At 38.4% G+C, this 20,754-nt stretch carries 21 protein-coding genes; 15 read left to right on the forward strand and 6 right to left on the reverse strand.

What is annotated here, in order from left to right:
* Positions 1-2: 2 nt before the first annotated feature.
* Positions 3-1,151, reverse strand: coding sequence for an iron-containing alcohol dehydrogenase (locus NST21_RS02330; protein WP_340887503.1), 1,149 nt, complete (start codon positions 1,149-1,151; stop codon positions 3-5).
* Between the two features lie 274 nt (positions 1,152-1,425).
* On the opposite strand from NST21_RS02330, the gene NST21_RS02335 reads away from it, so the two are divergent.
* The 11 genes from NST21_RS02335 to NST21_RS02385 all read left to right on the forward strand — a co-directional run bounded on the left by NST21_RS02335 (position 1,426) and on the right by NST21_RS02385 (position 10,240).
* On the forward strand, positions 1,426-2,832 hold the full coding sequence (locus NST21_RS02335) for a M28 family peptidase (RefSeq protein WP_340887504.1): 1,407 nt from the start codon (positions 1,426-1,428) through the stop codon (positions 2,830-2,832).
* A gap of 244 nt (positions 2,833-3,076) precedes the next feature.
* Positions 3,077-3,502 (forward strand): YwqH-like family protein, encoded by a 426-nt coding sequence (locus NST21_RS02340; protein WP_340887505.1) that lies wholly within the window; start codon positions 3,077-3,079, stop codon positions 3,500-3,502.
* Complete coding sequence (locus NST21_RS02345) at positions 3,502-3,792, forward strand: YwqI/YxiC family protein (RefSeq protein ID WP_340887507.1); 291 nt, start codon at positions 3,502-3,504, stop codon at positions 3,790-3,792. Before NST21_RS02340 ends, NST21_RS02345 begins: the two co-directional genes overlap by 1 nt.
* Positions 3,789-5,765 (forward strand): T7SS effector LXG polymorphic toxin, encoded by a 1,977-nt coding sequence (locus NST21_RS02350; protein WP_340887509.1) that lies wholly within the window; start codon positions 3,789-3,791, stop codon positions 5,763-5,765. Before NST21_RS02345 ends, NST21_RS02350 begins: the two co-directional genes overlap by 4 nt.
* Positions 5,756-6,193, forward strand: a complete 438-nt coding sequence (locus tag NST21_RS02355) for an SMI1/KNR4 family protein (protein WP_340887511.1) — start codon at positions 5,756-5,758, stop codon at positions 6,191-6,193. Before NST21_RS02350 ends, NST21_RS02355 begins: the two co-directional genes overlap by 10 nt.
* A 20-nt stretch (positions 6,194-6,213) precedes the next feature.
* Entirely contained in the window at positions 6,214-6,672 is a 459-nt protein-coding gene (locus NST21_RS02360; protein WP_340887512.1) for an SMI1/KNR4 family protein, read from the forward strand.
* Between the two features lie 167 nt (positions 6,673-6,839).
* The gene (locus tag NST21_RS02365) at positions 6,840-7,748 is read left to right on the forward strand and encodes a DNA/RNA non-specific endonuclease (RefSeq protein WP_340887513.1); all 909 of its coding nucleotides are present in this window, start codon (positions 6,840-6,842) and stop codon (positions 7,746-7,748) included.
* Positions 7,749-7,750: 2 nt separating this feature from the next.
* Positions 7,751-8,218: an antitoxin YezG family protein gene (locus tag NST21_RS02370; protein WP_340887514.1), complete on the forward strand. Its 468-nt coding sequence runs from the start codon at positions 7,751-7,753 to the stop codon at positions 8,216-8,218.
* Positions 8,219-8,637: 419 nt separating this feature from the next.
* Positions 8,638-9,216: a DNA/RNA non-specific endonuclease gene (locus NST21_RS02375; RefSeq protein WP_340887516.1), complete on the forward strand. Its 579-nt coding sequence runs from the start codon at positions 8,638-8,640 to the stop codon at positions 9,214-9,216.
* An 11-nt stretch (positions 9,217-9,227) separates the two neighbouring features.
* The gene (locus tag NST21_RS02380) at positions 9,228-9,698 is read left to right on the forward strand and encodes a DUF600 domain-containing protein (RefSeq protein WP_340887517.1); all 471 of its coding nucleotides are present in this window, start codon (positions 9,228-9,230) and stop codon (positions 9,696-9,698) included.
* Positions 9,699-10,054: 356 nt separating this feature from the next.
* The gene (locus NST21_RS02385; protein WP_340887519.1) at positions 10,055-10,240 is read left to right on the forward strand and encodes an immunity protein YezG family protein; all 186 of its coding nucleotides are present in this window, start codon (positions 10,055-10,057) and stop codon (positions 10,238-10,240) included.
* Positions 10,241-10,492: 252 nt separating this feature from the next.
* Here the strand turns inward: NST21_RS02385 and NST21_RS02390 are convergent, their stop codons facing one another.
* Together NST21_RS02390 and NST21_RS02395 are read right to left on the reverse strand one after the other, a co-directional pair.
* Positions 10,493-11,749 (reverse strand): DUF445 domain-containing protein, encoded by a 1,257-nt coding sequence (locus NST21_RS02390; RefSeq protein ID WP_340887520.1) that lies wholly within the window; start codon positions 11,747-11,749, stop codon positions 10,493-10,495.
* A 385-nt stretch (positions 11,750-12,134) separates the two neighbouring features.
* Positions 12,135-13,109 carry a bile acid:sodium symporter family protein gene (locus NST21_RS02395; protein ID WP_340887521.1) on the reverse strand — a complete coding sequence of 325 codons (975 nt, stop codon included), beginning with the start codon at positions 13,107-13,109 and terminating at the stop codon, positions 12,135-12,137.
* Between the two features lie 351 nt (positions 13,110-13,460).
* Between NST21_RS02395 and NST21_RS02400 the strand changes: the two genes are divergently transcribed.
* The 4 genes from NST21_RS02400 (at position 13,461) to NST21_RS02415 (ending at position 17,393) form a co-directional block, all read left to right on the forward strand.
* On the forward strand, positions 13,461-14,138 hold the full coding sequence (locus NST21_RS02400) for a response regulator transcription factor (protein ID WP_340887522.1): 678 nt from the start codon (positions 13,461-13,463) through the stop codon (positions 14,136-14,138).
* Complete coding sequence (locus NST21_RS02405) at positions 14,135-15,514, forward strand: sensor histidine kinase (RefSeq protein ID WP_340887523.1); 1,380 nt, start codon at positions 14,135-14,137, stop codon at positions 15,512-15,514. The genes NST21_RS02400 and NST21_RS02405 overlap by 4 nt, the downstream gene beginning before the upstream one ends.
* A gap of 98 nt (positions 15,515-15,612) precedes the next feature.
* The gene (locus tag NST21_RS02410) at positions 15,613-16,719 is read left to right on the forward strand and encodes an ABC transporter permease (protein WP_340887526.1); all 1,107 of its coding nucleotides are present in this window, start codon (positions 15,613-15,615) and stop codon (positions 16,717-16,719) included.
* Positions 16,716-17,393, forward strand: a complete 678-nt coding sequence (locus tag NST21_RS02415) for an ABC transporter ATP-binding protein (protein ID WP_098176986.1) — start codon at positions 16,716-16,718, stop codon at positions 17,391-17,393. Before NST21_RS02410 ends, NST21_RS02415 begins: the two co-directional genes overlap by 4 nt.
* 484 nt (positions 17,394-17,877) lie before the next feature.
* Here the strand turns inward: NST21_RS02415 and bioC are convergent, their stop codons facing one another.
* Genes bioC through bioF form a run of 3 tightly spaced genes read right to left on the reverse strand, consistent with a single transcriptional unit; the run spans position 17,878 to position 20,643 of the window.
* Positions 17,878-18,708: a malonyl-ACP O-methyltransferase BioC gene (gene bioC, locus NST21_RS02420; protein WP_340887529.1), complete on the reverse strand. Its 831-nt coding sequence runs from the start codon at positions 18,706-18,708 to the stop codon at positions 17,878-17,880.
* Positions 18,701-19,447, reverse strand: a complete 747-nt coding sequence (locus NST21_RS02425; protein ID WP_340887530.1) for an alpha/beta hydrolase — start codon at positions 19,445-19,447, stop codon at positions 18,701-18,703. Before NST21_RS02425 ends, bioC begins: the two co-directional genes overlap by 8 nt.
* On the reverse strand, positions 19,444-20,643 hold the full coding sequence (bioF, locus tag NST21_RS02430; protein ID WP_340887531.1) for an 8-amino-7-oxononanoate synthase: 1,200 nt from the start codon (positions 20,641-20,643) through the stop codon (positions 19,444-19,446). The genes NST21_RS02425 and bioF overlap by 4 nt, the downstream gene beginning before the upstream one ends.
* Positions 20,644-20,754 lie beyond the last annotated feature (111 nt).

A 20,754-nucleotide genomic window follows, 5' to 3' on the forward strand; every position in this document is an offset into this window, starting at 1 on the left:
TCTTATAGTGCTGTAAGGAGCAACTGCCTAATCTGTTCTAATGACATATCCCGAGGGTTCGTAATCATGCAGGCATCCTCGAGGGCGGTCATTCCTATTGTATCAATCATGTCTTTGGTAATGCCCACGTCACCTAGGCTCCTGGGTGTCCCGATATCCTGGGACAAGTCCCTTACAAAGTGTACGGCAGCGGTGCCGGCTTGCTGCTCAGTTAAAGCTCTCGTATCAATCCCCATGATCTCTGCTATTTGGCTGAATCGCTTCGGGGCCGCAATTCGGTTGAAGTCCATGACATGGGGGAGAAGGATAGCATTGATTTCACCATGCGGAAGCAGGTACTTTCCGCCAATGGCATGTGAAATTGCATGGGCTGCTCCCAATATGGCATTGGAAAAGGCAAGACCGGCTTGCAGGCTGGCCATCGCCATCGCTTCTTTTGCTTCCTCATTATGTTTAGACGCAACGGAAGGGCGTAGGTAACGGGAAACAATGGACAAGGCGTTTTTGGCTTGTACATCGGTCAAAGGAGTTGCAGCGATAGATACATAGGATTCAATGGCGTGTGTCAAAACATCCATTCCAGTAGCGGCGGTCAAATCTGCTTCTAAGGTCGTTAAGGTAGCCGGGTCAACAATCGCAATATCAGGAACGAGGGATTTTGAAATGATCGTCATTTTTTTCTCCCGGAACGAATCGACAATCACAGAAAACTGTGAGACTTCCGAACCCGATCCGGCAGTGGTCATGATCATCACCATAGGGGGTAGAGGAGAATGGACTTTATCAACCCCTTCATAGTCACTGATGGTTCCACCATTCGTTGCCAAAAGGGCGATCCCTTTTGCCACATCCAAGGCACTTCCTCCCCCCACACCTATGATGGCGTCGCATTCATGATCATTAAAAAATAAACAACCGGTTTCGATCTCCCTGTCTTTCGGATTCGTCGTCGTTTCAATGAAGGTGGCAAAAGCAAGCCCCGCATTTTGGCAGGCTTCCATGACAATATCAAGCCAACCAGCATTGGCTACACCGGAATCACTAACTATCAGTGTCTTTTTGGCACCCAACCGCAAGCAAGCCTCGCCAGCTTGTTCAATAGAACCTTTTCCAAAAATAACTTCCGGCATCACAAATTTAGTTATCGACATCTTCGCGCCTTCTTCCCTGATTAAAGTCATTTTGTCTTTGTACTATTTTCCCGAAGAAAGGCGAAAATCCTGTTTGAATCGCAGGAATTTTTATATAATGTGACAAATTATTTAATTAAATACAACTTTTGGCGCAGGTCAAATTTCTCGCTAGTTTCTTAAATTTGTAAATTCGTTACTTTAGGCACAGATTAATAGGGATAAACCTACCTAGTTATAAATTTCTATATATTGTAAAATAATAGAGGGAATCTATTAAACTGGGAGGCAATCTATGAAAAAACAATTTCTATCCTTATCATTAGTCGCAGCATTATCATTAGGGGCAGCCGGGACCACTACTACTGCTTTAGCAACACCGAATACTTCTCCAGTACATCATGCGCCGTCCACAGACAAGCAAATCGTTAAAAGGATCGATGTCGACAAAATCTACAAAAATATTGAATACCTCTCACAAACACCTCGAGTAGCCGGTACGGAATCTGAGTATAAGGCTGTCCAGTTCATCAAAAAGCAATTTAAATCTTATGGCTATAAGGCCGATATTGAAGAGTTCAGTTTTTTATCCTATACAGACCCAAATCTGGTCGAGCTGTCCGTTGACGGATTTGATGGGGAAATCCAATCAAACCATTTAACCTATTCAGTAAATGGTGATCTATCCGGTGAAATGGTATACGCCGGTTTAGGAACGAAGGAAGAGCTTGAAAAAGCGAGTGTTACAGGGAAGATTGCCCTTATTCAAAGAGGCAGCCTCACTTTTGCAGAGAAAGTATTGAATGCAGCAGAAAAAGGGGCAGCAGGTGTCATCCTATTCAATAATGCAGATGGGGAATTAAATGGGACCCTTGGAGGGGCTAATGATAAGTATATTCCATCTGTCACGATAACGAAAAAGGATGGAGAAGCCCTGCTTGAAAAATTGAATGCTGGAGTTAAGCTAACGGCATCATTAAAAATTGAAGGGGCTTATTCTGGAGAAAAAACCTCTTATAACGTAGTGGCCACAAAAAAAGCAACCAAGAACAATACAGCAAAGAAGAGCGATATCATTTATATCACAGGTCATCATGATTCCGTCGCCGGGGCACCTGGAGCGAATGACGATGCATCAGGAACGTCCGTTACACTTGAACTTGCACGTGTTTTGAAGAATCTTCCTACAGATACGGAAATTCGTTTCGTTACCTTTGGCGCCGAGGAAAATGGACTGCTAGGTTCGCAGCATTATGTGGACAACCTCTCTGATGAAGATATCAAGCGGACGATTGCCAACTTCAACCTAGATATGGTAGGAAGCAGGGACGCTGGGGATTTGGTTATTTTGACTAATGATGGAGAAATGAACCTTGTAACCGAGCTGGCTCAGGAATCAAGTACAAGACTGAATGGTGAGCCGGCTCCATATGGACAAGGCGGGCGAAGTGACCATGTATCTTTCGCTGAGGCTGGGATTCCCGCTGCTTTATTCATACACAGTCCATCAGAACCTTGGTATCATACTCCTGATGATACCATTGATAAAATCTCAAAAGAAAAGCTTCAAGATGTTGCTGAAATTGTCGGCACCGCTGTCTATGACCAAGCTAAATTGGAAGCTAAAAAACCTAATCCAAATCATAAAAAAGGGAAAAAGGTGAAAGCTCCGCATTTATTTGACGAAAAGGAATTGAGATAATGCATTAAAAAAAGTATGAATTTTAGAGGGTGCAGCCTGCACTCTTTTTTTATGTTTAAAAATGGAAAAACAAGGGTGGAAAGTCTAAGTTGGAATTGTCCCGTATGGGATGAATTCCCTAAAGACCTAGCATAAATAGCTTATTTATCCCTATTTAACTCTAAGACTATAATCCTTATAATAAAAAATATGAAAAATATGACAGTCTACCCAATGATAATAGTATGTTTGAGGTGATTTTTAAGTGTATGCAAATTCACTGAGTGAAATTCACTCTGCCCTCTCCAGTAAAATGTCCAATGTGAATGAAAAAATCAATCGTTTGGAGCAGGCAAAAAGACAAATCAAAGAAGAACAGAATACATGTCTGGGGGAAATCCGTAAAATTAAAAATCCGGACTTAGCAAAAAGCTGGACAGGAAATCGTGCTGAAGACTTCCAAGATGCCCGCAGTGATGCATATAAGGGTATGTCAACGATCATTTATGATGATTATGACGACTACCAAGAGAAAATCGAGGGAAAAATCACGATGCTGAATATAGAGAAAAAAGCTCTGAGTGCAGCAGGCACCATAGCGCATGAAGCGGATGTTCTTTTAGGAAAAGGAGAAGCCGTCATTGATCAATTGGAAAGTAAAATATCATATTTAAAAGGGTGGTTGTTTTAATGACGACAATCAAACTGAATCATCCTGCCGTAACGAAGCAAGTCGATCAAGTGAATACGGCACTTGGTACAGTCACGCTTGGAAATCTGCCGGCAGGCGAACTTGGCAACAATAAATTGGAATTCACCTCGAAGTGGATTGATCGTGAAACCAACCTGGAGAAGGTCTTTGAGCAATATATCAAAATCGTCCAAAAAAATGTAGAAGAAACACGTGCTAACATTGACTTATTAAAAGAACAGGATGAAGCCATCGCCCATTCGTCTTCACATGGGTATCAGCCGCGATGAAAATATACGAAGCGAATACATTGAAGGCTGCGACCAAGTCGCGTGCCGAACAATATGAAAAGCTAAAGGAGCAAGTCGTCGCGCTGAAAAAGGAATTTCAGGGTATCGTCGGCCTGGATCACGAGTTTCAAGGGGCCGGTGCCGCTGCCATCAAAAGCTTCTATGAAGCGCAAATCGAGGTGGCCGACGCCTGGATGGAACTATTCACTACCCAGATCAGTTTTTTGGAAGGCGTTCCAGCCAGTCTGGAAGAGGCAGACCTCTCCGGAAATACGGTGGTTGAGGTTCCCTTTTTAGACGGCGAAGTCTCGAATGGCATTAACCAAGCGAAGTCGCTTGTCGATGAACAAGCGAGCGATCTCCAAAGGATCCTGAACAGTATTGATGATATCCTTCCTCTCAATATGTTCGACCAAAAAGACTTTAATGAAAAAATCACGTTGGCCGGACAGAGACTGGATGACACCATGACAAAGGTAGAGAACGTCGACCGGCAATTGGTCGAGGAGTATGATGTGTCCGTCGGGCAGGAAAACGTGGCTGTAGGCCTTTTCCGTGCCTTGCTTGATGCCACCAAACAGGATGGCAACGTTTCGCCGATGACTTTCAACCAAACGGCATTTAAAAATAGTGACGTCTATCAAGTGAAGGATGAAGTAGCCGGTCAGATGAAAGACTATCAGACCTTCAAAAAGCAACAAGCCGAAGCCAAGGAAATCGAACGTGAAATGGAAGAACTCGAAAATCGACCGTGGTATGAAAAAGCTTGGGATACGACAAAAACCTTTACAGGGGAATTCACGGGATATTATGATTCAATCAGGGCATCAACCGGAGTAGATCCAGTAACGGGCCGCAAGCTGTCCGAAGCCGAACGAATCGCCGCCGGCGCCATGGCCGCCGCTGGATTCATCCCCGTCGTCGGCTGGGCTGGCCGGGCCATCAAAGGCGGCAGCGCTATATACAAAACGGCCAAAGGACTCAACGCAGCGAACCACGCGCTAGATGCCTATAAAACAACAAAAGGCTTTAGCCTCCTCCAGAAAACGGAATACGGGATATACGGACTCCTCGCAGCCAACGGACTCGGGGAAGCGGTCACCGGCAAAGACATGTTCGGAAACCAATTGACTGAGGAACAGCGCCAGAACGGCCTGATGATGGCACTTGGAATCGGTGGGGTGGCAGGTGCGGCTAAGGTCGCTGATAAAATAGCAAGTGGGACAAAATTTATCCCTTATAGTAAAGAATTTGCGCAAAAGCAGGTTCAGAAAGTTCAAGCCTTCGGCAGAAAATTTGGCAAAGTGGAAGTGCCACTTCGAATCAGAGTTGAGGAATTAGCCACAACGAATGGAGTCAATTTCAAACATGTTACGTTTGATAAGACGACGATTCAGGATATTGTACAGAAGTTTGCAGTGAAGAGACTTTCTTCTGTAAACCAAGTGAAGGCCGATGATGCGATGGTTGAAGCAGCTAGAAAACTACCAGCATATGCGAGAAGACCTAACCAACCAAGAAATTATAAATATAAAGAACGTAATGAAGACGGAACTACACTGTACACTTTTATTTCAACCAAAAACGGCAAAGAATATCAAGTGAATTATGATAAAGGTGGATTCCCGATTTTTCATTCAAAATATGAAATTTTCTTACCAGAAAAATATTATTTAGAAACAGATGCCGTACAATTTGAGTATTTATCTAAAACCTTATATGAAGAAGTAATCAGGAATCCAGAATTAGCTGAAAAGTTCACTGCAAAAGAATATGAATTATTAAAAGAAGGTAGAGTTCCAAAAACACTTACTTGGCATCATCATCAGGAATCAGGTAGAATGCAAATTGTGGATTATTTTGAACACCAAGCAGCCGGACATACTGGTGGAAGAGCTATATGGGGCGGTGGTGAATCGGGAAGAAAGGGTATTATAAAAAAAGAGATTCTGGAGATGGTAACATGGGATTGAAAAAGTGGCTATTTGTAGAGGAAGAAAAGCCCGATGAGAGTGTAATAGCTTCGATTGAAAAAGCGTTTGATATAGAATATCCTGATGATTACAAAATATGTGTTATGAAATATAACGGAGGTTTTCCAGAACCTAATATCTTTAATTTCAGTGAAGGGCAACAGGGAGTATTTAATGATTTAATTAGCTTTACTGATAATGATATAAATATAGAAATGTTTTATGAGAGATTTACTGGTCCAACATTAAAAGGAATTGTGCCTTTTGCTAGAGATCCATTTGGAAACTACTTATGCTTTGATTATCGAAATAATCATTCTTCTCCCAAAATAGTTTTTCTCAATCATGAAGAGGAAACGTCATTATTAGTGTGTGATACATTTAATGATTTGTTGAAGCAATTATATTCTTTAGAAGATACAAAGTAGGAGGGGGAGCAAAAAATAAAATGGAATACAAGTTTGAATACGCATTTAAAAAAATTTCGGTAAGTGAACTTGAAAATTTTGAGAAAAAATTTAATATAGTATTACCGAAAGATTTTAGTAGGTTTTTATTATCTAATAATGGCGGAAAAGCAGTAAATAGAAGATTTCAAACAAAAGATCATACAATCACTTCCTCGATTATACTATTTTTTCCTTTATCAAGTGAAATAGATGAAAATCTAGAAAGTAATTTCATTAAGTATAATGAAAGCAAGATAGTACCAAAAGATTTTCTCCCTATAGGATTAGATCCGGCTAATAGTTTAATCTGTTTATCTTTAGATAGAGAACAAAAAGGTAAAGTATATTTTTGTGACATGGACTATTTTGAAGAAGATAACGAGTTAAGGAAAGAATTTATCAAACCGATATCTGGAAATTTTAAAGAGTTCATGGACAATTTACTTGTCGCCAAGTAAAAACAAATACTTAATTTTGGGGAAATAATAAATAATATGTAGATAAACCAAATCTTAACTGAATTAAGTTAAAATTTGGTTTATTTTGTATTTAAGGTCAAAAGGATTATAACCATGGCTGGTGACAAAAGGCTTTAGCCTCCTCCAGAAAACCGAATACGGACTGTATGGACTCACCGCAGCCAAGGGCCTCGGCGAAGCAGTCACCGGCAAAAGATATGTTCGGCAACCAACTAACCGAGGAACAGCGCCAGAACGGGCTGATAATGGCACTTGGAATTGGTGGGGTTGCAGGTGCGGCTAAGGTCGCTGATAAAGTAGCAAGTGGGACAAAATTTATCCCTTATAGTAAAGAATTTGCGCAAAAGCAGGTTCAGAAAGTTCAAGCCTTCGGCAGAAAATTTGGCAAAGTGGAAGTGCCACTTCGAATCAGAGTTGAGGAATTAGCCACAACGAATGGAGTCAATTTCAAACATGTTACGTTTGATAAGACGACGATTCAGGATATTGTACAGAAGTTTGCAGTGAAAGAAGATAGTGGGGCTGGAAAGAGCCACGTAGTTACCGCAAAAGGATCCAATGAAATTACAAAAGTGGAGTATGGAAAGCACTATACAAGAGAGCGAATGAAGAAATTATTAAAACCGAATATTGAATATTCATCCCCTGGAGGTCATGTATATAAAACGGATGAAAAAGGTCGGATAACAAGTGTAGAAGGTTCTCTCGACTTAGGCAGTGGCAAACGTAACAACTATGCACAACGAATTGCTGGAAGAGAAGATCGCTTGCCAGATGATCAAGGGGGTCACTTAATTGCCAGCATATTTAAAGGATCTGGTCATCTAGACAACCTTGTTCCAATGAATGCAAACCTGAATATGGGAGAATGGAAAAAACTTGAAATATCTTGGACTAAAGCCTTAGACGGCAATCCTCCAAAAAAAGTTGAAGTGAAAATTACTCCGGTTTATCAAGGAGATTCTAAGCGGCCCGCTAGTTTTAGAATAAATTATAAGATTGATAATAGTCGTTGGGAGAGAAGGATTTTTGAAAATAGATCAGGAGGTAGGTAAATATGAATGAAATAAAACTGAATAGTATTTATCAACAAATAGCTCAAACTATTAATGAAACTATACCAGAGGAATGGTCAAAGGTATTAATGTACGGTGAAATTGGTGACGGTACCGGTACTGCTTTCTTTTTTTATTATACTACTAATAGTGAAGTGCCTATTTATAGTCATGATATACCTGAAATATATAGATTAAATGAAGAAGAATATGATAAATTATGGTATCAATTATTAGATCAATTAAAAGTATTGTCAGATGAATTTAAAAATAATAATCAAGAACAATGGACCAATTTAACTTTTACCTTAGAAAGTACAGGGAAATTTAAGGCTGATTATGATTATGAAGATTTATCAGATGCTGATGATCATGAAAGAAGGGTTATCTGGGAATATACTCGTTTGGATCTTTTACCTGAATCTGAATATGATAAAGGGATTCTAGAAGAATACCTTAAGAAACAATAAAGGAGGATAAGCAAAGTCTTGTTCTTTTGTAAGACCTTAACGCAAATAGTTAAGGTCTTTTCATGGTTGAAAAATGAATAGGTATCATCTTAAGCTATATCTGGTACTCCAGATAATAGGCCGTGAGGTCTTAAAATGATCCTATAGAAAAAAATATCGATTATACAGATTCACAGTATGTACTGTCCTCAGGCAAGGTTTAGAACAAAGTAACAACTGGGACAAAGTTCATCCCTTATAGTAAGGAATTTGCCCAAAACCAGGTTCAGAAAGTTCAAGCTACAATAACAGACATAGCGAGATCAGGAAAAACCACGTTAAAAAATATAGGTGAAGAAATAGGTAAAAAAGAAATTCCTAAACGGATAAATGTGGAACAAGTTTCCCTCGCAGGAGGACCAAACCTTCGGCAAGTTGTGATGGAAAAGCAGACAATTAAGGAAGCCTATCAGAAATTTATGGCGAAGGATAGCAAAGTAGAGGATGTTTCAGGGAAGAATATTCCTAAGGGTACGGGTAATAAAACCAGTCAGGTTCCAGATGATATTATTAGAGACGGAAGTCATATGCTTAAAGATAGAACGTTAAAACCAAATGTTAAGTATCAAGCAGGAGAATATGAGTATTTATATGAGACAGACAACATGGGGAGACTTAAAGAGTTTAATGCAGATGACTTAAAATTAACAGAAAGAGATAGTAGATTACCGCATAAATCTAATACGCCAGGAAAAGAAGCCGGAGATCATGCTGGACACTTAGCTGCTGATAGATTTGGAGGTTCTCCTGATTTAGATAATCTTGTATCTCAATCGGGTAGTGTAAATTTGAGTAAATACAAGAAGTTAGAAAATCAATGGGCTACGGCTATAAAACAAGGGAAATTTGTTTCCGTCAATGTTAAAGTTAATTATGATGGAGATAAAATTAGACCGAGTGGTTTCGATATAGAATATGAAATAGATGGACGTGTGAGATTCATTAGTATAGAGAATTAGGAGGTATAGGTATGGAAAAGGTATTTGAAGATTACTTTTCAGAGTACCAAGCAGATATGGTGGCCATTTGTTTAGAGTATGTCGATAATAAAGCAGATGACATATATATATATTGTTCTTATGAACCAAAAATGTATGTTTTTGATGTTTTCTACAAAATCAACGGAAAGATTGTTCATAAACATCAACTAAATGAAGCAATAAAAAACTTTGAGGGTCAACATAATGTAGTGTATGATGTTTCAAGAGAAAGCCAGAAGGCTACATTAAGAATTGGGAATGAAAATTTGAAACTTATCCATAAAAAGTGTGAAGAGTTTAATAAAGAAATGCCTACTGAAATAAAATTACATTATAATGTAAAACAAAACAGTTTAAAAGGACAATACAAATATGATTTAGTATATTCTAATGATGACGATCTATTGCCTGATGATATCTTTGATATATGGTTCGAAGAAGTGAAACAAAGGAATTTGTAAATGAGACCTTGATTGGCTTTTGCCTTTCAAGGCTTTTTTGCTTTAATTGTTTTAAGGTTAAAGTAATCAAATATACGATTTTAAAAATTGGGATGGGAGTGTATGAAAGTGGTTGTTTAACGTGACATGAAAAGTAAAGCAACCAAATACCGAAGTCGATCCAGTAATGGGCCGCAAGCTGTCCGAAGCAGAAAGTACATGGAAGAAGGCTTTAGTAGAGGGTAAAGAAGTAATTATTAAAGTAAAACCCATATATGAGGCGCAATCAGCTAGATCAAGTGAGTTTAAAATCAACTATGCAATAGATGGTAAAAAATATTCAGATAGATTAACTAATTATCTAGGAGGTAAGTGAGATGGAAACCAAAATAATGGAGCAGACATATCAACAAATTGCGAATACATTAGTTAATATAATTCCAGTGGATTGGAAACAAATCTTTTTATACGCTGAGTTTAGAGAAGGTTATAAAAAAGTTTTTTTCTACTATTACCCTGAAACTGGAGGGGAGCAGGTGCGGCGAAGGTCGCTGATAAAGTAGCAAGTGGGACAAAGCTCATCCCTTACAGTAAAGAATTTGCGCAAAAGCAGGTTCAGAATGCTCAAGCTACAATAACAGACATAGCGAGATCAGTAAAAGACACGTTAGAAAATATAGATGAAGAAATAGGTAAAAAAAGAGGGCTGAACAATGTGGATATGCAGACGGCGGTGTGATGTTAGGCCGGTAAAACGGAGTCGATCTGGTAACGGCAGCAAGCTGCTGTTACCAGATCGGCCGCCGATGCCGGAATTATACCAGCTTAAGTAGAGCCTGTATACCTGTTAGGATAATCCCAATTATAAAACCACAAACCGCTCCATTCACACGAATCCATTGTAAATCTTTTCCTACACCATTTTCCATCATATCAATTAGAGTTTCGTTGTCTAGCTTATCTAAATTTTCTTGTACAAGATTGCCGATTTGCGTATGATTATTTTCAATGAGAACAGTAATTTGTTTCTGTATCCAATGATCAATGTGGGTGCTATTTTCTTTAATATTGTCTAGTATGTGATGAATCATTGGAGTCAGATAAGTATCCATGAAATGTTCATCTTCGACGAAATTCAATGCTTCTTGTTGAATTTGTTTTAGACTTCCCGTTATTGTCGCCTCAGGCTCCCATTTTGTTAGAAGTTGTTTTTTCCATTTTTCAACTCCTTCTAACAGTTCCCGGTTATGGTTAATGCCTTGTATCTCTTTCCTGATATATAAGATTAAAGCCTCTCTATTTGGTTCGTCCTCGTTTTGTAAATTATTTACGACACTTAATAACAGGTTTTGTATGATATTCCCAAGTTTCTCTTCGTTAAGTAGACTTTGAATGGATTTAACGGCAAACTGAAGCATACCTTCCAGTTCAATCTTGCTGAGTACATCCATGGAAACAGTGCCAAGTCGGTGACTGGTTTGTTTTTTTCCTAACCAATCTTCAGCTTTTTTCAAAACATGATCCAAAGCCTTCTTATCAAACTCTTCGTTAAGTAACTGTGAACTTACTAAATGTAGAATCTTACTCATGTCTATGTTAGAAAGTGATGCTTTAATTTTTTTTGCAACGAAAGGTGTAATCTTTTCAATATCTATATAACCAATCATTTGCTTGATAAGTTTAATCAGGACTTTTCTAAAAGTATCACTTTGTATCTCTTTTACTAAAATAGGGATCAATTTTTCAGTAAAAGGAATATGTTTTACTTTGTCCTGAATACTTTCCTTAGAAAGCCAGTCGTTTTTTAACATCGAAACAAGTGCATTTGTCATTCTTTTACGATTGTTGGGCAAAAGCGCTGTATGGGGGATTGGTAATCCAAGCGGATGGCGGAATAATGCAGTGACTGCAAACCAATCTGCTAATCCACCAACTAGACCTGCCTCAAACCCTCCATGTAATAAATCTAACGGCAACGAACCTTGAAATGGAGTGGTTGCAATATAACCCAACCCCATGATAATTAGTGAATATCTAGCAATTTTTCTTGACGATTTTATTTTTGGTGACATTATATTCCCTCATCCTTAAAATGATATTCAATTACTATATCCAAATCATTAGCAAGAGTTTTATGTCTTACTTTTATCTAGTAGTATAGCAGGTAGTTCAAAAAATTACCCCCAACAAAGGCAGTAAGTTCATTTATTCAGGGGGAAAAGCATATCACTTATTAAGTAATGGAACCTTAAAAATGCATCACAATATGAATCAGCCCTACAATCATTAATATATCACGTTGAATATTTGTTATCTTCCTTGAAATGTTCAATATGCAGTTAGTTAATTCACAATAAAAAAAAGCCGATTTACTCAATCGGCTTAATCCACTAATTTAATTAAAAGAGTCAAAAAAGCCCTCCAGATTATCGGTTTTTTGGACCATATACATCATTATTATGCGCCTATTTTTATCGAATTATTTTTAGCGTTCTCTCCATTTTTTTTATCTTTCATCCGACTGAAAATAAAGGCTAGAACGGAGCCTGATATATTATGCCAAACGCTGAAAATAGCACTAGGTACCGCGGCTAAAGGCGAGAAATGGGCTGTTGCTATAGCTACACCTAAACCAGAATTCTGCATACCAACCTCCATTGCAACTGCTTTCTGTTTAGCTAAATCCATCCCGCATAAACGAGCAAAGAAAAAGCCGAGGAAAAAACCAAGAACATTATGAAGAACGACTACTGCAAAAATCAGCAAACCTGTTTTAGCCAGCTGAGCTTGGCTGCCTGCTACTACGGCAGACACGATCAGAACAATAGAAATGACAGATACTAGAGGCAAAGCCTTTGCACCAGCCTCTGCCTGTTTGCCGAAAAATTTTTTAACAATGAATCCAAGCATCAGTGGGATAATCACCACTTGAATGATAGAAATAAATAATGATCCAATACTAATATTCACCCATTTACTTGCCAAGAGCAGAATAAGCAGGGGAGTTACGATAGGCGCTAGAATAGTGGAAACAGAAGCAATGGCAACTGCAAGCGCAACATTTCCTTTCGCAAGAAACACCATAACATTTGAAGCTGTTCCACTAGGGCAACATCCTACCAAAATAACACCAACAGCCACTTCTTTCGGTAAATCGAACCCTATTGCTAATGCAAACGCTAATAATGGCATAATGATAAAGTGTCCTGCTACCCCTAGTGCTACTTCTTTCGGTCGACGAAAAACTTCTTTAAAATCCGCTGTTGATAGTGTAAGCCCCATGCCAAACATGACAATTCCTAATAATGGAACAATATAGGCTCCAATCCATATAAAATGATTAGGCATGATATACGCAATAATTGCGAAAATAATGACCCATAAGGTAAACGTTTTACCAGAAAAAGAGCTGATTTTCTCTACTAAACCCATAGTGACCTCCTAGATGTTATAAAATAAATCAATTATAAATTATATTCAGAATATTTAAAACCCTTTTAAGTAATAAAAAATATCAATGCGTTTCTAACCAGCCATTTGGGAATCAATTTACTACTTCTTATGTTTATGAAGATAAACTTTAATAAAAAAGCGGACAAGGTTTTAAAAACTTTGTTCGCTAATTTTATTTAGATAGTCCTATATATTATTGGTAAACTAATTTATAAGGAAAGTAACCACTGGTTTTCTAGAGCGCGAATCAGTATTGGTTGTTTTAAAAGCTCAATTATTGCTATTGTAAGAATAACTAGGGTTATTAAATGAAGTGGAGATGTGGTTTCTTTGATACATATATTAATTGCTGATGATGATCGTCATATTAGAGAATTATTAAAATTTCACTTAGAAAAAGAAGGGTACATGGTGTTCGAAGCAAAGGATGGAAATGAAGCTTCATCAATACTTGAGAAAGAACGAATCCATCTTGCTGTTGTAGATATTATGATGCCATATAAAAACGGACTGGATCTTTGTAAGGAAATACGGGATCAATATGATCTACCGGTTATTTTATTGACAGCTAAAGATCAACTTATTGACAAAGAAAAAGGATATTATGCTGGTACTGATGATTATCTCGTAAAACCATTTGAACCAAGAGAGCTGTTGTTTCGAATTAAAGCTCTTTTGCGCAGGTATCGCATGGTTAATTCTGAATTAATTTCCTTGAATCAAACGGTTATTGATCGTAAAAGTTACGAAGTGAGGATACAGGGAAATACATTACTTCTGCCGCTCAAGGAATTTGAGCTATTAGCTCAATTAGGAAGTTTTCCTGATCAGGTTTTTACGCGTGAGCAGCTTATTGAACTGGTTTGGGGTGCTGATTTTGAAGGAGATGATCGGACGGTTGATGTTCATATCAAACGGTTACGTGAACGATTCACCGAAAGGACCGATGATTTTGTGATAACGACTGTCCGTGGCTTAGGTTATAAACTGGAGGTCAATAAGAAGTGAAAACACTTTATTTCAGGATTGTTATTCAAACCATTTTGATCATGGTGCTTGCCAGTGTCATCGCTTTTATAATTTCCAATGTCTATTATCATAAGGTTCAGAAACCACACAATGGCGAGAAGATAAGCAAAGTTGCTGGTGAGATCGTCTCTTTATATGAAGAAAATCCAGGTCAGGATATTGATGCGTATTTAAATCATATAGCAGGATTGCACTATCAAATGTATTTATTTAATGAGCAGGGTGAAGGGACTTTATATGGGGAGCCGTTTCGGGAAACAGCTTTGGATTCAGACACGATTTCAGGAGTTTTGAACGGGAAAACCTATCAAGGGATAGCTAATTATAATAATGGGCTATTTATTACGGGTTTTTTTGAGGATGTATTAATCAATAGCATTGGGGTCCCAATTAATGTGGATGGCGAGAAATATGCCTTGTTTGTTAGGCCGAATATAGAACTGCAGTTTGGAGAGTTCCGCTTTTACCTTTCTGTTTTGCTCGTACTTACGCTCCTACTCAGTTTTTTATTTGTTATTATTAACACGCGTTTCATTGTTAAGCCAATTACGAAATTAACAGAAGCCACAAAGAGAATCGCTGATGGGGATTATAGTAGTAAATTGAATGTTACCCGCAGTGATGAAATTGGGGATTTGGCTCAACATTTCTCGAAAATGACTCAAAGCATACAGCGGCTAGATGATATGAGACAGGAATTCGTTTCAAATGTTTCTCATGAAATTCAATCTCCGCTCGCATCTATACAAGGCTTTTCTCAAACCCTTCAATCGGAGGAATTAACAAAGGAACAAAGAAATAAGTACTTGTCTATTATTGAAAAAGAGAGCCGGCGTATGTCCTTGTTGAGTAAACAGCTCCTAATGCTTGCTTCCTTGGATAAAGAGGATGACGCGCTGCAACGGTCTAGTTTTGATTTAGCACAACAAATAAGGCAAGTGATGTTTATGCTGGAATGGAATTGGCGTGAAAAAGATATGGTGATTGAAATGGATTTACCATCAACCATCATTTCTGCTGATGAGAAACTTTTAAACCAGGTATGGACTAACTTGATAACCAACAGTATTAAATACTCTGATATCGGTAGTTCGATTGTTATTCAAATCAAGAAAATAGATGACTTTGTAGAAGTAAAGATTGCGGACACGGGTATGGGAATTCCAGAAGAAGACCTCCCTTATATCCTTGATCGCTTTTATAAAGTCGATAAAGTGAGAAATCGCAGTGAAACAGGCAGTGGCTTAGGACTTTCGATAACGAAGAAGCTGGTTGAACTACATGGCGGAACGATTGAGGTTCAAAGCGAACTTGGCAAAGGGACCACTTTTTATATCCGGTTGCCCCTTATGTAATCATTCGTTCATCTTCCATTCATATTGATTGATTACAATCAATTCATACCGGTTGAAGTACATCTGAATCGGTAACAAAAGGAATGGGAGATGAAATAATGTTTTTAGCAATACGTGAACTAAAGCATTCAAAGTTACGTTATCTGCTGATTGGACTGATTATGGTATTGGTCGCTTTGCTTGTCTTTATCATTTCAGGATTAGCTAATGGACTATCTTCAGATAACGCATCATCCATACAAAATATGAAGGCCGACTATTTCGTTATGGAGCATGACTCTAAAAATAAATTGAACCGATCGATCATATCCATGGAAAAGCTAGATGAAATCCGGGCTTCATCGGATGTTAAAGCAGCCGAGGGACTTGGGCAAATGATGATCACATTGAATAAAGTCGGCTCATCGGAGAAAACGGATGTCACGATTTTTGCGACAAATGCTAGTGGTATTTTAGCACCGAAGGTCATAGAAGGAACCAACTATGACAATAAGAAGCAAGGTGAAATAGTTGCAGATCGTTCTTTAAAAGAAGTTGGTTATAAATTAGGTGATAAACTTAAAGATGATCTATCAGGTAAGGTTTTCACCATTGTTGGTTTTACTGAAAAGCAGTCTTACAGCCATTCACCGGTAGTTTACATGAATATTAAGGGATGGCAGGAGATGAATCCTGTATTGAAGAATCAAGACAATGATTCAATCAGCACGATAGCCGTGCAAATGGATTCAAAGGCAGAAGAGAATGTACGTGAATCATTGCCTGAAGACCTAACGCTCATTTCGAAAGATGAATCACTTCAGAGTATACCAGGGTTCAAAGAGGAACAGGGTACATTGACGATGATGATTGCCTTCTTGTTTGTCATAGCAGCATTCGTTTTGGCTGTATTCTTTTATGTCATTACCCTACAAAAAACGAATCAATTTGGTGTCCTTAAGGCACTTGGAGCTAATACGAGTTTCCTTGCAAAAAGTATCGTTGGTCAGGTTATGCTACTTGCCGTGGCATGTATAGCCATTAGTGTTGCACTGACATATGGTGTCACTTTAATTATGCCAGAGGGAATGCCATTTGAATTGAGTACCAATTTGGTTATTAAATATTCCGTGTTACTGTTGGTTGTATCCGTATTGGGTTCACTGCTATCACTATATCGAGTAGCGAAGATAGATGCGATCGAAGCAATAGGGAGGGTATCATGATGGGAGATAAGCTATTATTTGAAAACGTCAGTAAGATTTATGGGGAAGGCGATAATAAGGTGACAGCCCTTGATAATATTTCCCTGAATGTGAGAGCGGGGGAATTCGTCGCCATCGTGGGTCCATCAGGCTCAGGAAAAAGTACTTTTCTTTCTATAGCAGGTGCGTTACTTTCCCCGAGTAAAGGTCGTTTACTTTTGAATAATGAGGATATTACATCACTATCTTCAAAGGAATTGACTCGAGTGCGCCTTGAAAAGATCGGGTTTGTATTCCAATCATCGAATCTTGTGCCATATCTAACCGTACGAGATCAGCTTCTGCTCATTTCTGAACTGATTGGCAAACGGGATAAAAAAACTGTGAAAAAAGCGGACGAATTGCTTAGCCACCTTGGACTTGGACATCGGGCAGATCACTTGCCAGAAGCACTGTCGGGCGGAGAGCGTCAGCGTGTAGCCATCGCCCGTTCGTTGATGAATGATCCTGAAATCATTTTAGCGGATGAACCAACCGCAAGTCTTGATTCCAAAAGAGGCAGGGATGTTGTTGAAATGCTTGCTCATGAGGTGAAGTCAAGAAATAAAGCGGCCATCATGGTAACGCACGATGAAAGAATGTTAGATTTATGTGATCGAGTGGTCAATATTACAGATGGCAAGGTTTTTGGGTGAAAAAGTTATACGTAAACACATTTTCATCTTAATATGATTTGAGTAATTTTCAATTGAAATAAAGGCTGAAATATTCCGATTGGACTGAACCTAAAATAATGAGACAATATTAATATTCTTTTAAAAGAGAACAAGGTTTGAACGGACCTAGTAAAATGAGACACAATAAAACACTTTAATTAGGCCGCCGCTTCTCCAAAGGAATTAGGAGAGCGGCGGCCTAATTTTTCTTGAATTGGAACCTTGTTTAGTTAAATTCAATAACAAGACGAACTCTACTTATTTGTGAAAAACTAATCCGAATGCACAGTAAGCACCTGAATTCTAGATGGAAACAGTAGTCGATATAAATACTTTATAGAACGGACTACAATTATGTAAGGAAAGACGGGAAAAGGTGATCCCAGTATATTTTATAAACGGCTATAAGATAGAAAAAGGATACTATGCTGGTATACCTGACCGTTATCTTCGGATTAAGGTGTTAGGGTAGGGGGGCATGTTTTATTATCTTAAAAAACAAACAGTGATAGGTTGCCTTCACACCTGATTCATCTTGGTATTCTGTTTCGTATATGTTGATTAACTCTCGAAAAAAAGAAGGGCGCTGGCAGTAGTTTTCTTTGTTGCTGTTAGCTGCACCAATCTTTTTAATTGAAGTGAAAAATTCACGTACTGTCTGAAAGTACTCTAGTTCAAGCTTTTCTATTTTTGTTATCTCTAATGGAAATGCTGATGAAAAAGGGATTGCTTCTTCACAAATTTGGGATAATTCTTCTAGAGCGTAAAACATTTGGCCTGGTGAACTATCAATTGAAAGTTGAAGCTTTTCTTTCGCATGTTCATAGGACATATGAAGCTCTTGAAAGGTTTTAATTCCAAACGTTGAAAATATCAGGTTTCCTTCAGGCGTTAATCGTGTAAACAATTTTTCAATAGTCCCAGGAAGATTATTCAGCCATTGAAACGTTGCATTAGAAATAATTAAGTCATAATTTTCATTAAGCGTCATTTCTTCGATATCAGCACATAAAAAAGTAACACAGTCTTCCATTGTTATTCCTTTCGCCACTTCAACCATTCCTGGTGCTAAATCAACAGCGGTAATAGAAGCATTAGGAAATGTATTAACGAGTAACCTGGTTAAGTAACCAGTGCCGCAGCCAATTTCAAGGATGTTAATTCTTTGTTTGCTGTTTTTTTGAGGGAGCAAATCCACTAATTGTTTTGCCATGTTTTTTTGAACATTGGCATATGTATCATATGTTTTCGCATGTTCACTGAATCGCTTACTTAACAATTGTTTATCAATCATGAATGTACTCCTTTTGAATAAATGTTTTTATAAGCTGCACACATTCCTGTGGTTTTGTGAAAAATGGAATATGACCAGCGCCTTCGATAATATGAACCTCGGCTTTCCCACCCAGATTTTCTTTAATGAAAGATGAGGCTTCGAGTGGACAAATTTTGTCTTCTCTCCCATGGATCAATAAAAAGGGAGTTTCAATCTGGTCGAGCTTTACTCTAACATCTTTCTGAAGTAAATAATCCAAACCTATAAGAAGCGAAAATACGTCATCCCCATGAAACTCGCTTTGAATTGTCGTGATGAATTGATGATAAAAACCTTCTTCTTTTTCAGCTTCGGAAAACATTGCTTCATAGAAAGAAGTCAAAGTCTTCTCTTTATTGCGCTGCAGTTGTTTCTTCATGCGCTCGACCATTCGTGGATCCCAGCCAAATGAATAGTTTTCACCTGTGGTAAACCGACTTGTTGCGCCAATTAGTATAAAACCTTTTATTTTTTCTCGATACGAACTTGCAAGTTCAAGTGATAATAGAGATCCTAATGACCAGCCAAGTAAAAAAACAGGACCATCAATAGAAGCGATTGTGCCTATGACTCGTTCTTCAAAGTCATTTAGTGTTTTCATATCTCTCCATTCTATGAATGAGAGTTGAAATACTTCTGACAGCGGTTTGATTAACGGTTGAAACGCATCTTTTTCCATTCCCCAGCCAGGAAGCATGACTAAATTCGGCTGTTTCATTCAATAACACCCATTTCTTTTCCAATGATCGAAACTTTTTCAACTGCCCAATCAAGATCTTTTTTATCGTGGAGAGCTGTTACAGTAAAACGGATTCTCGCCTCATTTTCAGGAACGGTCGGCGGCCTGACAGCAATAGCTGCAATTCCTTCTTTCTGCAAACGTGTGGCAAATTTCATCGCTTTTTCGTTTTCCCCGATGACGATAGGAACAATTTGTGATCGACTTCCACAAATATTAAACCCGTAATATGTGAGTTCTTCTCTAAAGTGTTCTGAATGTGTTTGGAGCAGTGAGCGGCGTTCTGGTTCTTGCTGTACAAGTTCTATCGCTGTTTTCATAGCACCGAGTATGGCCGGGGGGAGTGCAGTTGAATATATGAATCCGCGCATGCGATTTTTTAAATAGTCGATGAGCCATTTTTTCCCGACGACATAGGCCCCGAATGAACCGAGCGCTTTACTGAATGTTCCCATTTGGATATCTATTTTATTTTGAAGATGGAGATGACCGGCATAACCTTCACCATTTTTACCGTAGATGCCGCTTCCGTGTGCTTCATCAGTCATTAACATAGCGTTATAACGTTCTTTTAACCGAACAAGGTCTTCAAGATAAGCAAAGTCACCGTCCATGCTGAAGACCGTATCCGTCACGATTAATTTACGTGCTTCCATCGATGATTTTTTCAATAATGCTTCTAAATGATCTAAATCATTATGACGATAGCGTAGATGCTTTGCACGGCTTAAAAGAGCTCCATCGACAATGCTTGCATGATTCAATTTATCGCTATAAATTATATCGTTACGGGACAGCAGGGTGGAGATAATTCCAAGGTTCGCGTTATATCCACTGTTAATAATGAGTCCTGCTTCGGCTTTCTTCCAATTGACAAGAGCTTGTTCTGCTTGTTCGTAAAGAGGATGATTGCCAATAATTAAACGTGAAGCCGTTGCTCCTGCACCATATGTATGTACTGCATCTACCATAGCCTTTTTCAGCCGCTCATCCCCTGCATATCCTAAATAGTTATTAGAAGCTAGATTTAGCATCCTGCACCCGTTGATCATAAGCCATGGCTGCTCGGCGAATTCCGTTGAAACGAGTTCACGTTTTTGCGATATCTCTTCTAAATAAGCCAGTTCTTTCTTAATTTTTTCTTCCCAACAAGGTAATTGTTTTTCACTGTGCATAGCCATTCTCCTTTTTATATGTTAACTAAAAATAATATAGGTTAACATATAAAACATTCTAATCATGACTCAATGAAACTGTCAAGCTTTGAAAAGGAACATGATTATAAA

This window comes from Peribacillus sp. FSL K6-1552 (assembly GCF_038005205.1).
Classification (GTDB): domain Bacteria; phylum Bacillota; class Bacilli; order Bacillales; family DSM-1321; genus Peribacillus; species Peribacillus butanolivorans.

What these genes read in the sequence shown, in the direction of transcription:
- NST21_RS02355 (WP_340887511.1), top strand. Translation starts at nt 5,756, where the DNA reads ATGGGATTGAAAAAGTGGCTATTTGTAGAGGAAGAAAAGCCCGATGAG.
- NST21_RS02425 (WP_340887530.1), bottom strand. Translation starts at nt 19,447, where the DNA reads ATGAAACAGCCGAATTTAGTCATGCTTCCTGGCTGGGGAATGGAAAAA.
- NST21_RS02410 (WP_340887526.1), top strand. Translation starts at nt 15,613, where the DNA reads ATGTTTTTAGCAATACGTGAACTAAAGCATTCAAAGTTACGTTATCTG.
- NST21_RS02370 (WP_340887514.1), top strand. Translation starts at nt 7,751, where the DNA reads ATGAATGAAATAAAACTGAATAGTATTTATCAACAAATAGCTCAAACT.
- NST21_RS02330 (WP_340887503.1), bottom strand. Translation starts at nt 1,151, where the DNA reads ATGTCGATAACTAAATTTGTGATGCCGGAAGTTATTTTTGGAAAAGGT.
- bioF (WP_340887531.1), bottom strand. Translation starts at nt 20,643, where the DNA reads ATGCACAGTGAAAAACAATTACCTTGTTGGGAAGAAAAAATTAAGAAA.
- NST21_RS02415 (WP_098176986.1), top strand. Translation starts at nt 16,716, where the DNA reads ATGATGGGAGATAAGCTATTATTTGAAAACGTCAGTAAGATTTATGGG.
- NST21_RS02360 (WP_340887512.1), top strand. Translation starts at nt 6,214, where the DNA reads ATGGAATACAAGTTTGAATACGCATTTAAAAAAATTTCGGTAAGTGAA.
- NST21_RS02390 (WP_340887520.1), bottom strand. Translation starts at nt 11,749, where the DNA reads ATGTCACCAAAAATAAAATCGTCAAGAAAAATTGCTAGATATTCACTA.
- NST21_RS02350 (WP_340887509.1), top strand. Translation starts at nt 3,789, where the DNA reads ATGAAAATATACGAAGCGAATACATTGAAGGCTGCGACCAAGTCGCGT.
- NST21_RS02375 (WP_340887516.1), top strand. Translation starts at nt 8,638, where the DNA reads ATGGAAAAGCAGACAATTAAGGAAGCCTATCAGAAATTTATGGCGAAG.
- bioC (WP_340887529.1), bottom strand. Translation starts at nt 18,708, where the DNA reads ATGATTGATAAACAATTGTTAAGTAAGCGATTCAGTGAACATGCGAAA.
- NST21_RS02395 (WP_340887521.1), bottom strand. Translation starts at nt 13,109, where the DNA reads ATGGGTTTAGTAGAGAAAATCAGCTCTTTTTCTGGTAAAACGTTTACC.
- NST21_RS02365 (WP_340887513.1), top strand. Translation starts at nt 6,840, where the DNA reads ATGGACTCACCGCAGCCAAGGGCCTCGGCGAAGCAGTCACCGGCAAAA.
- NST21_RS02345 (WP_340887507.1), top strand. Translation starts at nt 3,502, where the DNA reads ATGACGACAATCAAACTGAATCATCCTGCCGTAACGAAGCAAGTCGAT.
- NST21_RS02335 (WP_340887504.1), top strand. Translation starts at nt 1,426, where the DNA reads ATGAAAAAACAATTTCTATCCTTATCATTAGTCGCAGCATTATCATTA.
- NST21_RS02385 (WP_340887519.1), top strand. Translation starts at nt 10,055, where the DNA reads ATGGAAACCAAAATAATGGAGCAGACATATCAACAAATTGCGAATACA.
- NST21_RS02380 (WP_340887517.1), top strand. Translation starts at nt 9,228, where the DNA reads ATGGAAAAGGTATTTGAAGATTACTTTTCAGAGTACCAAGCAGATATG.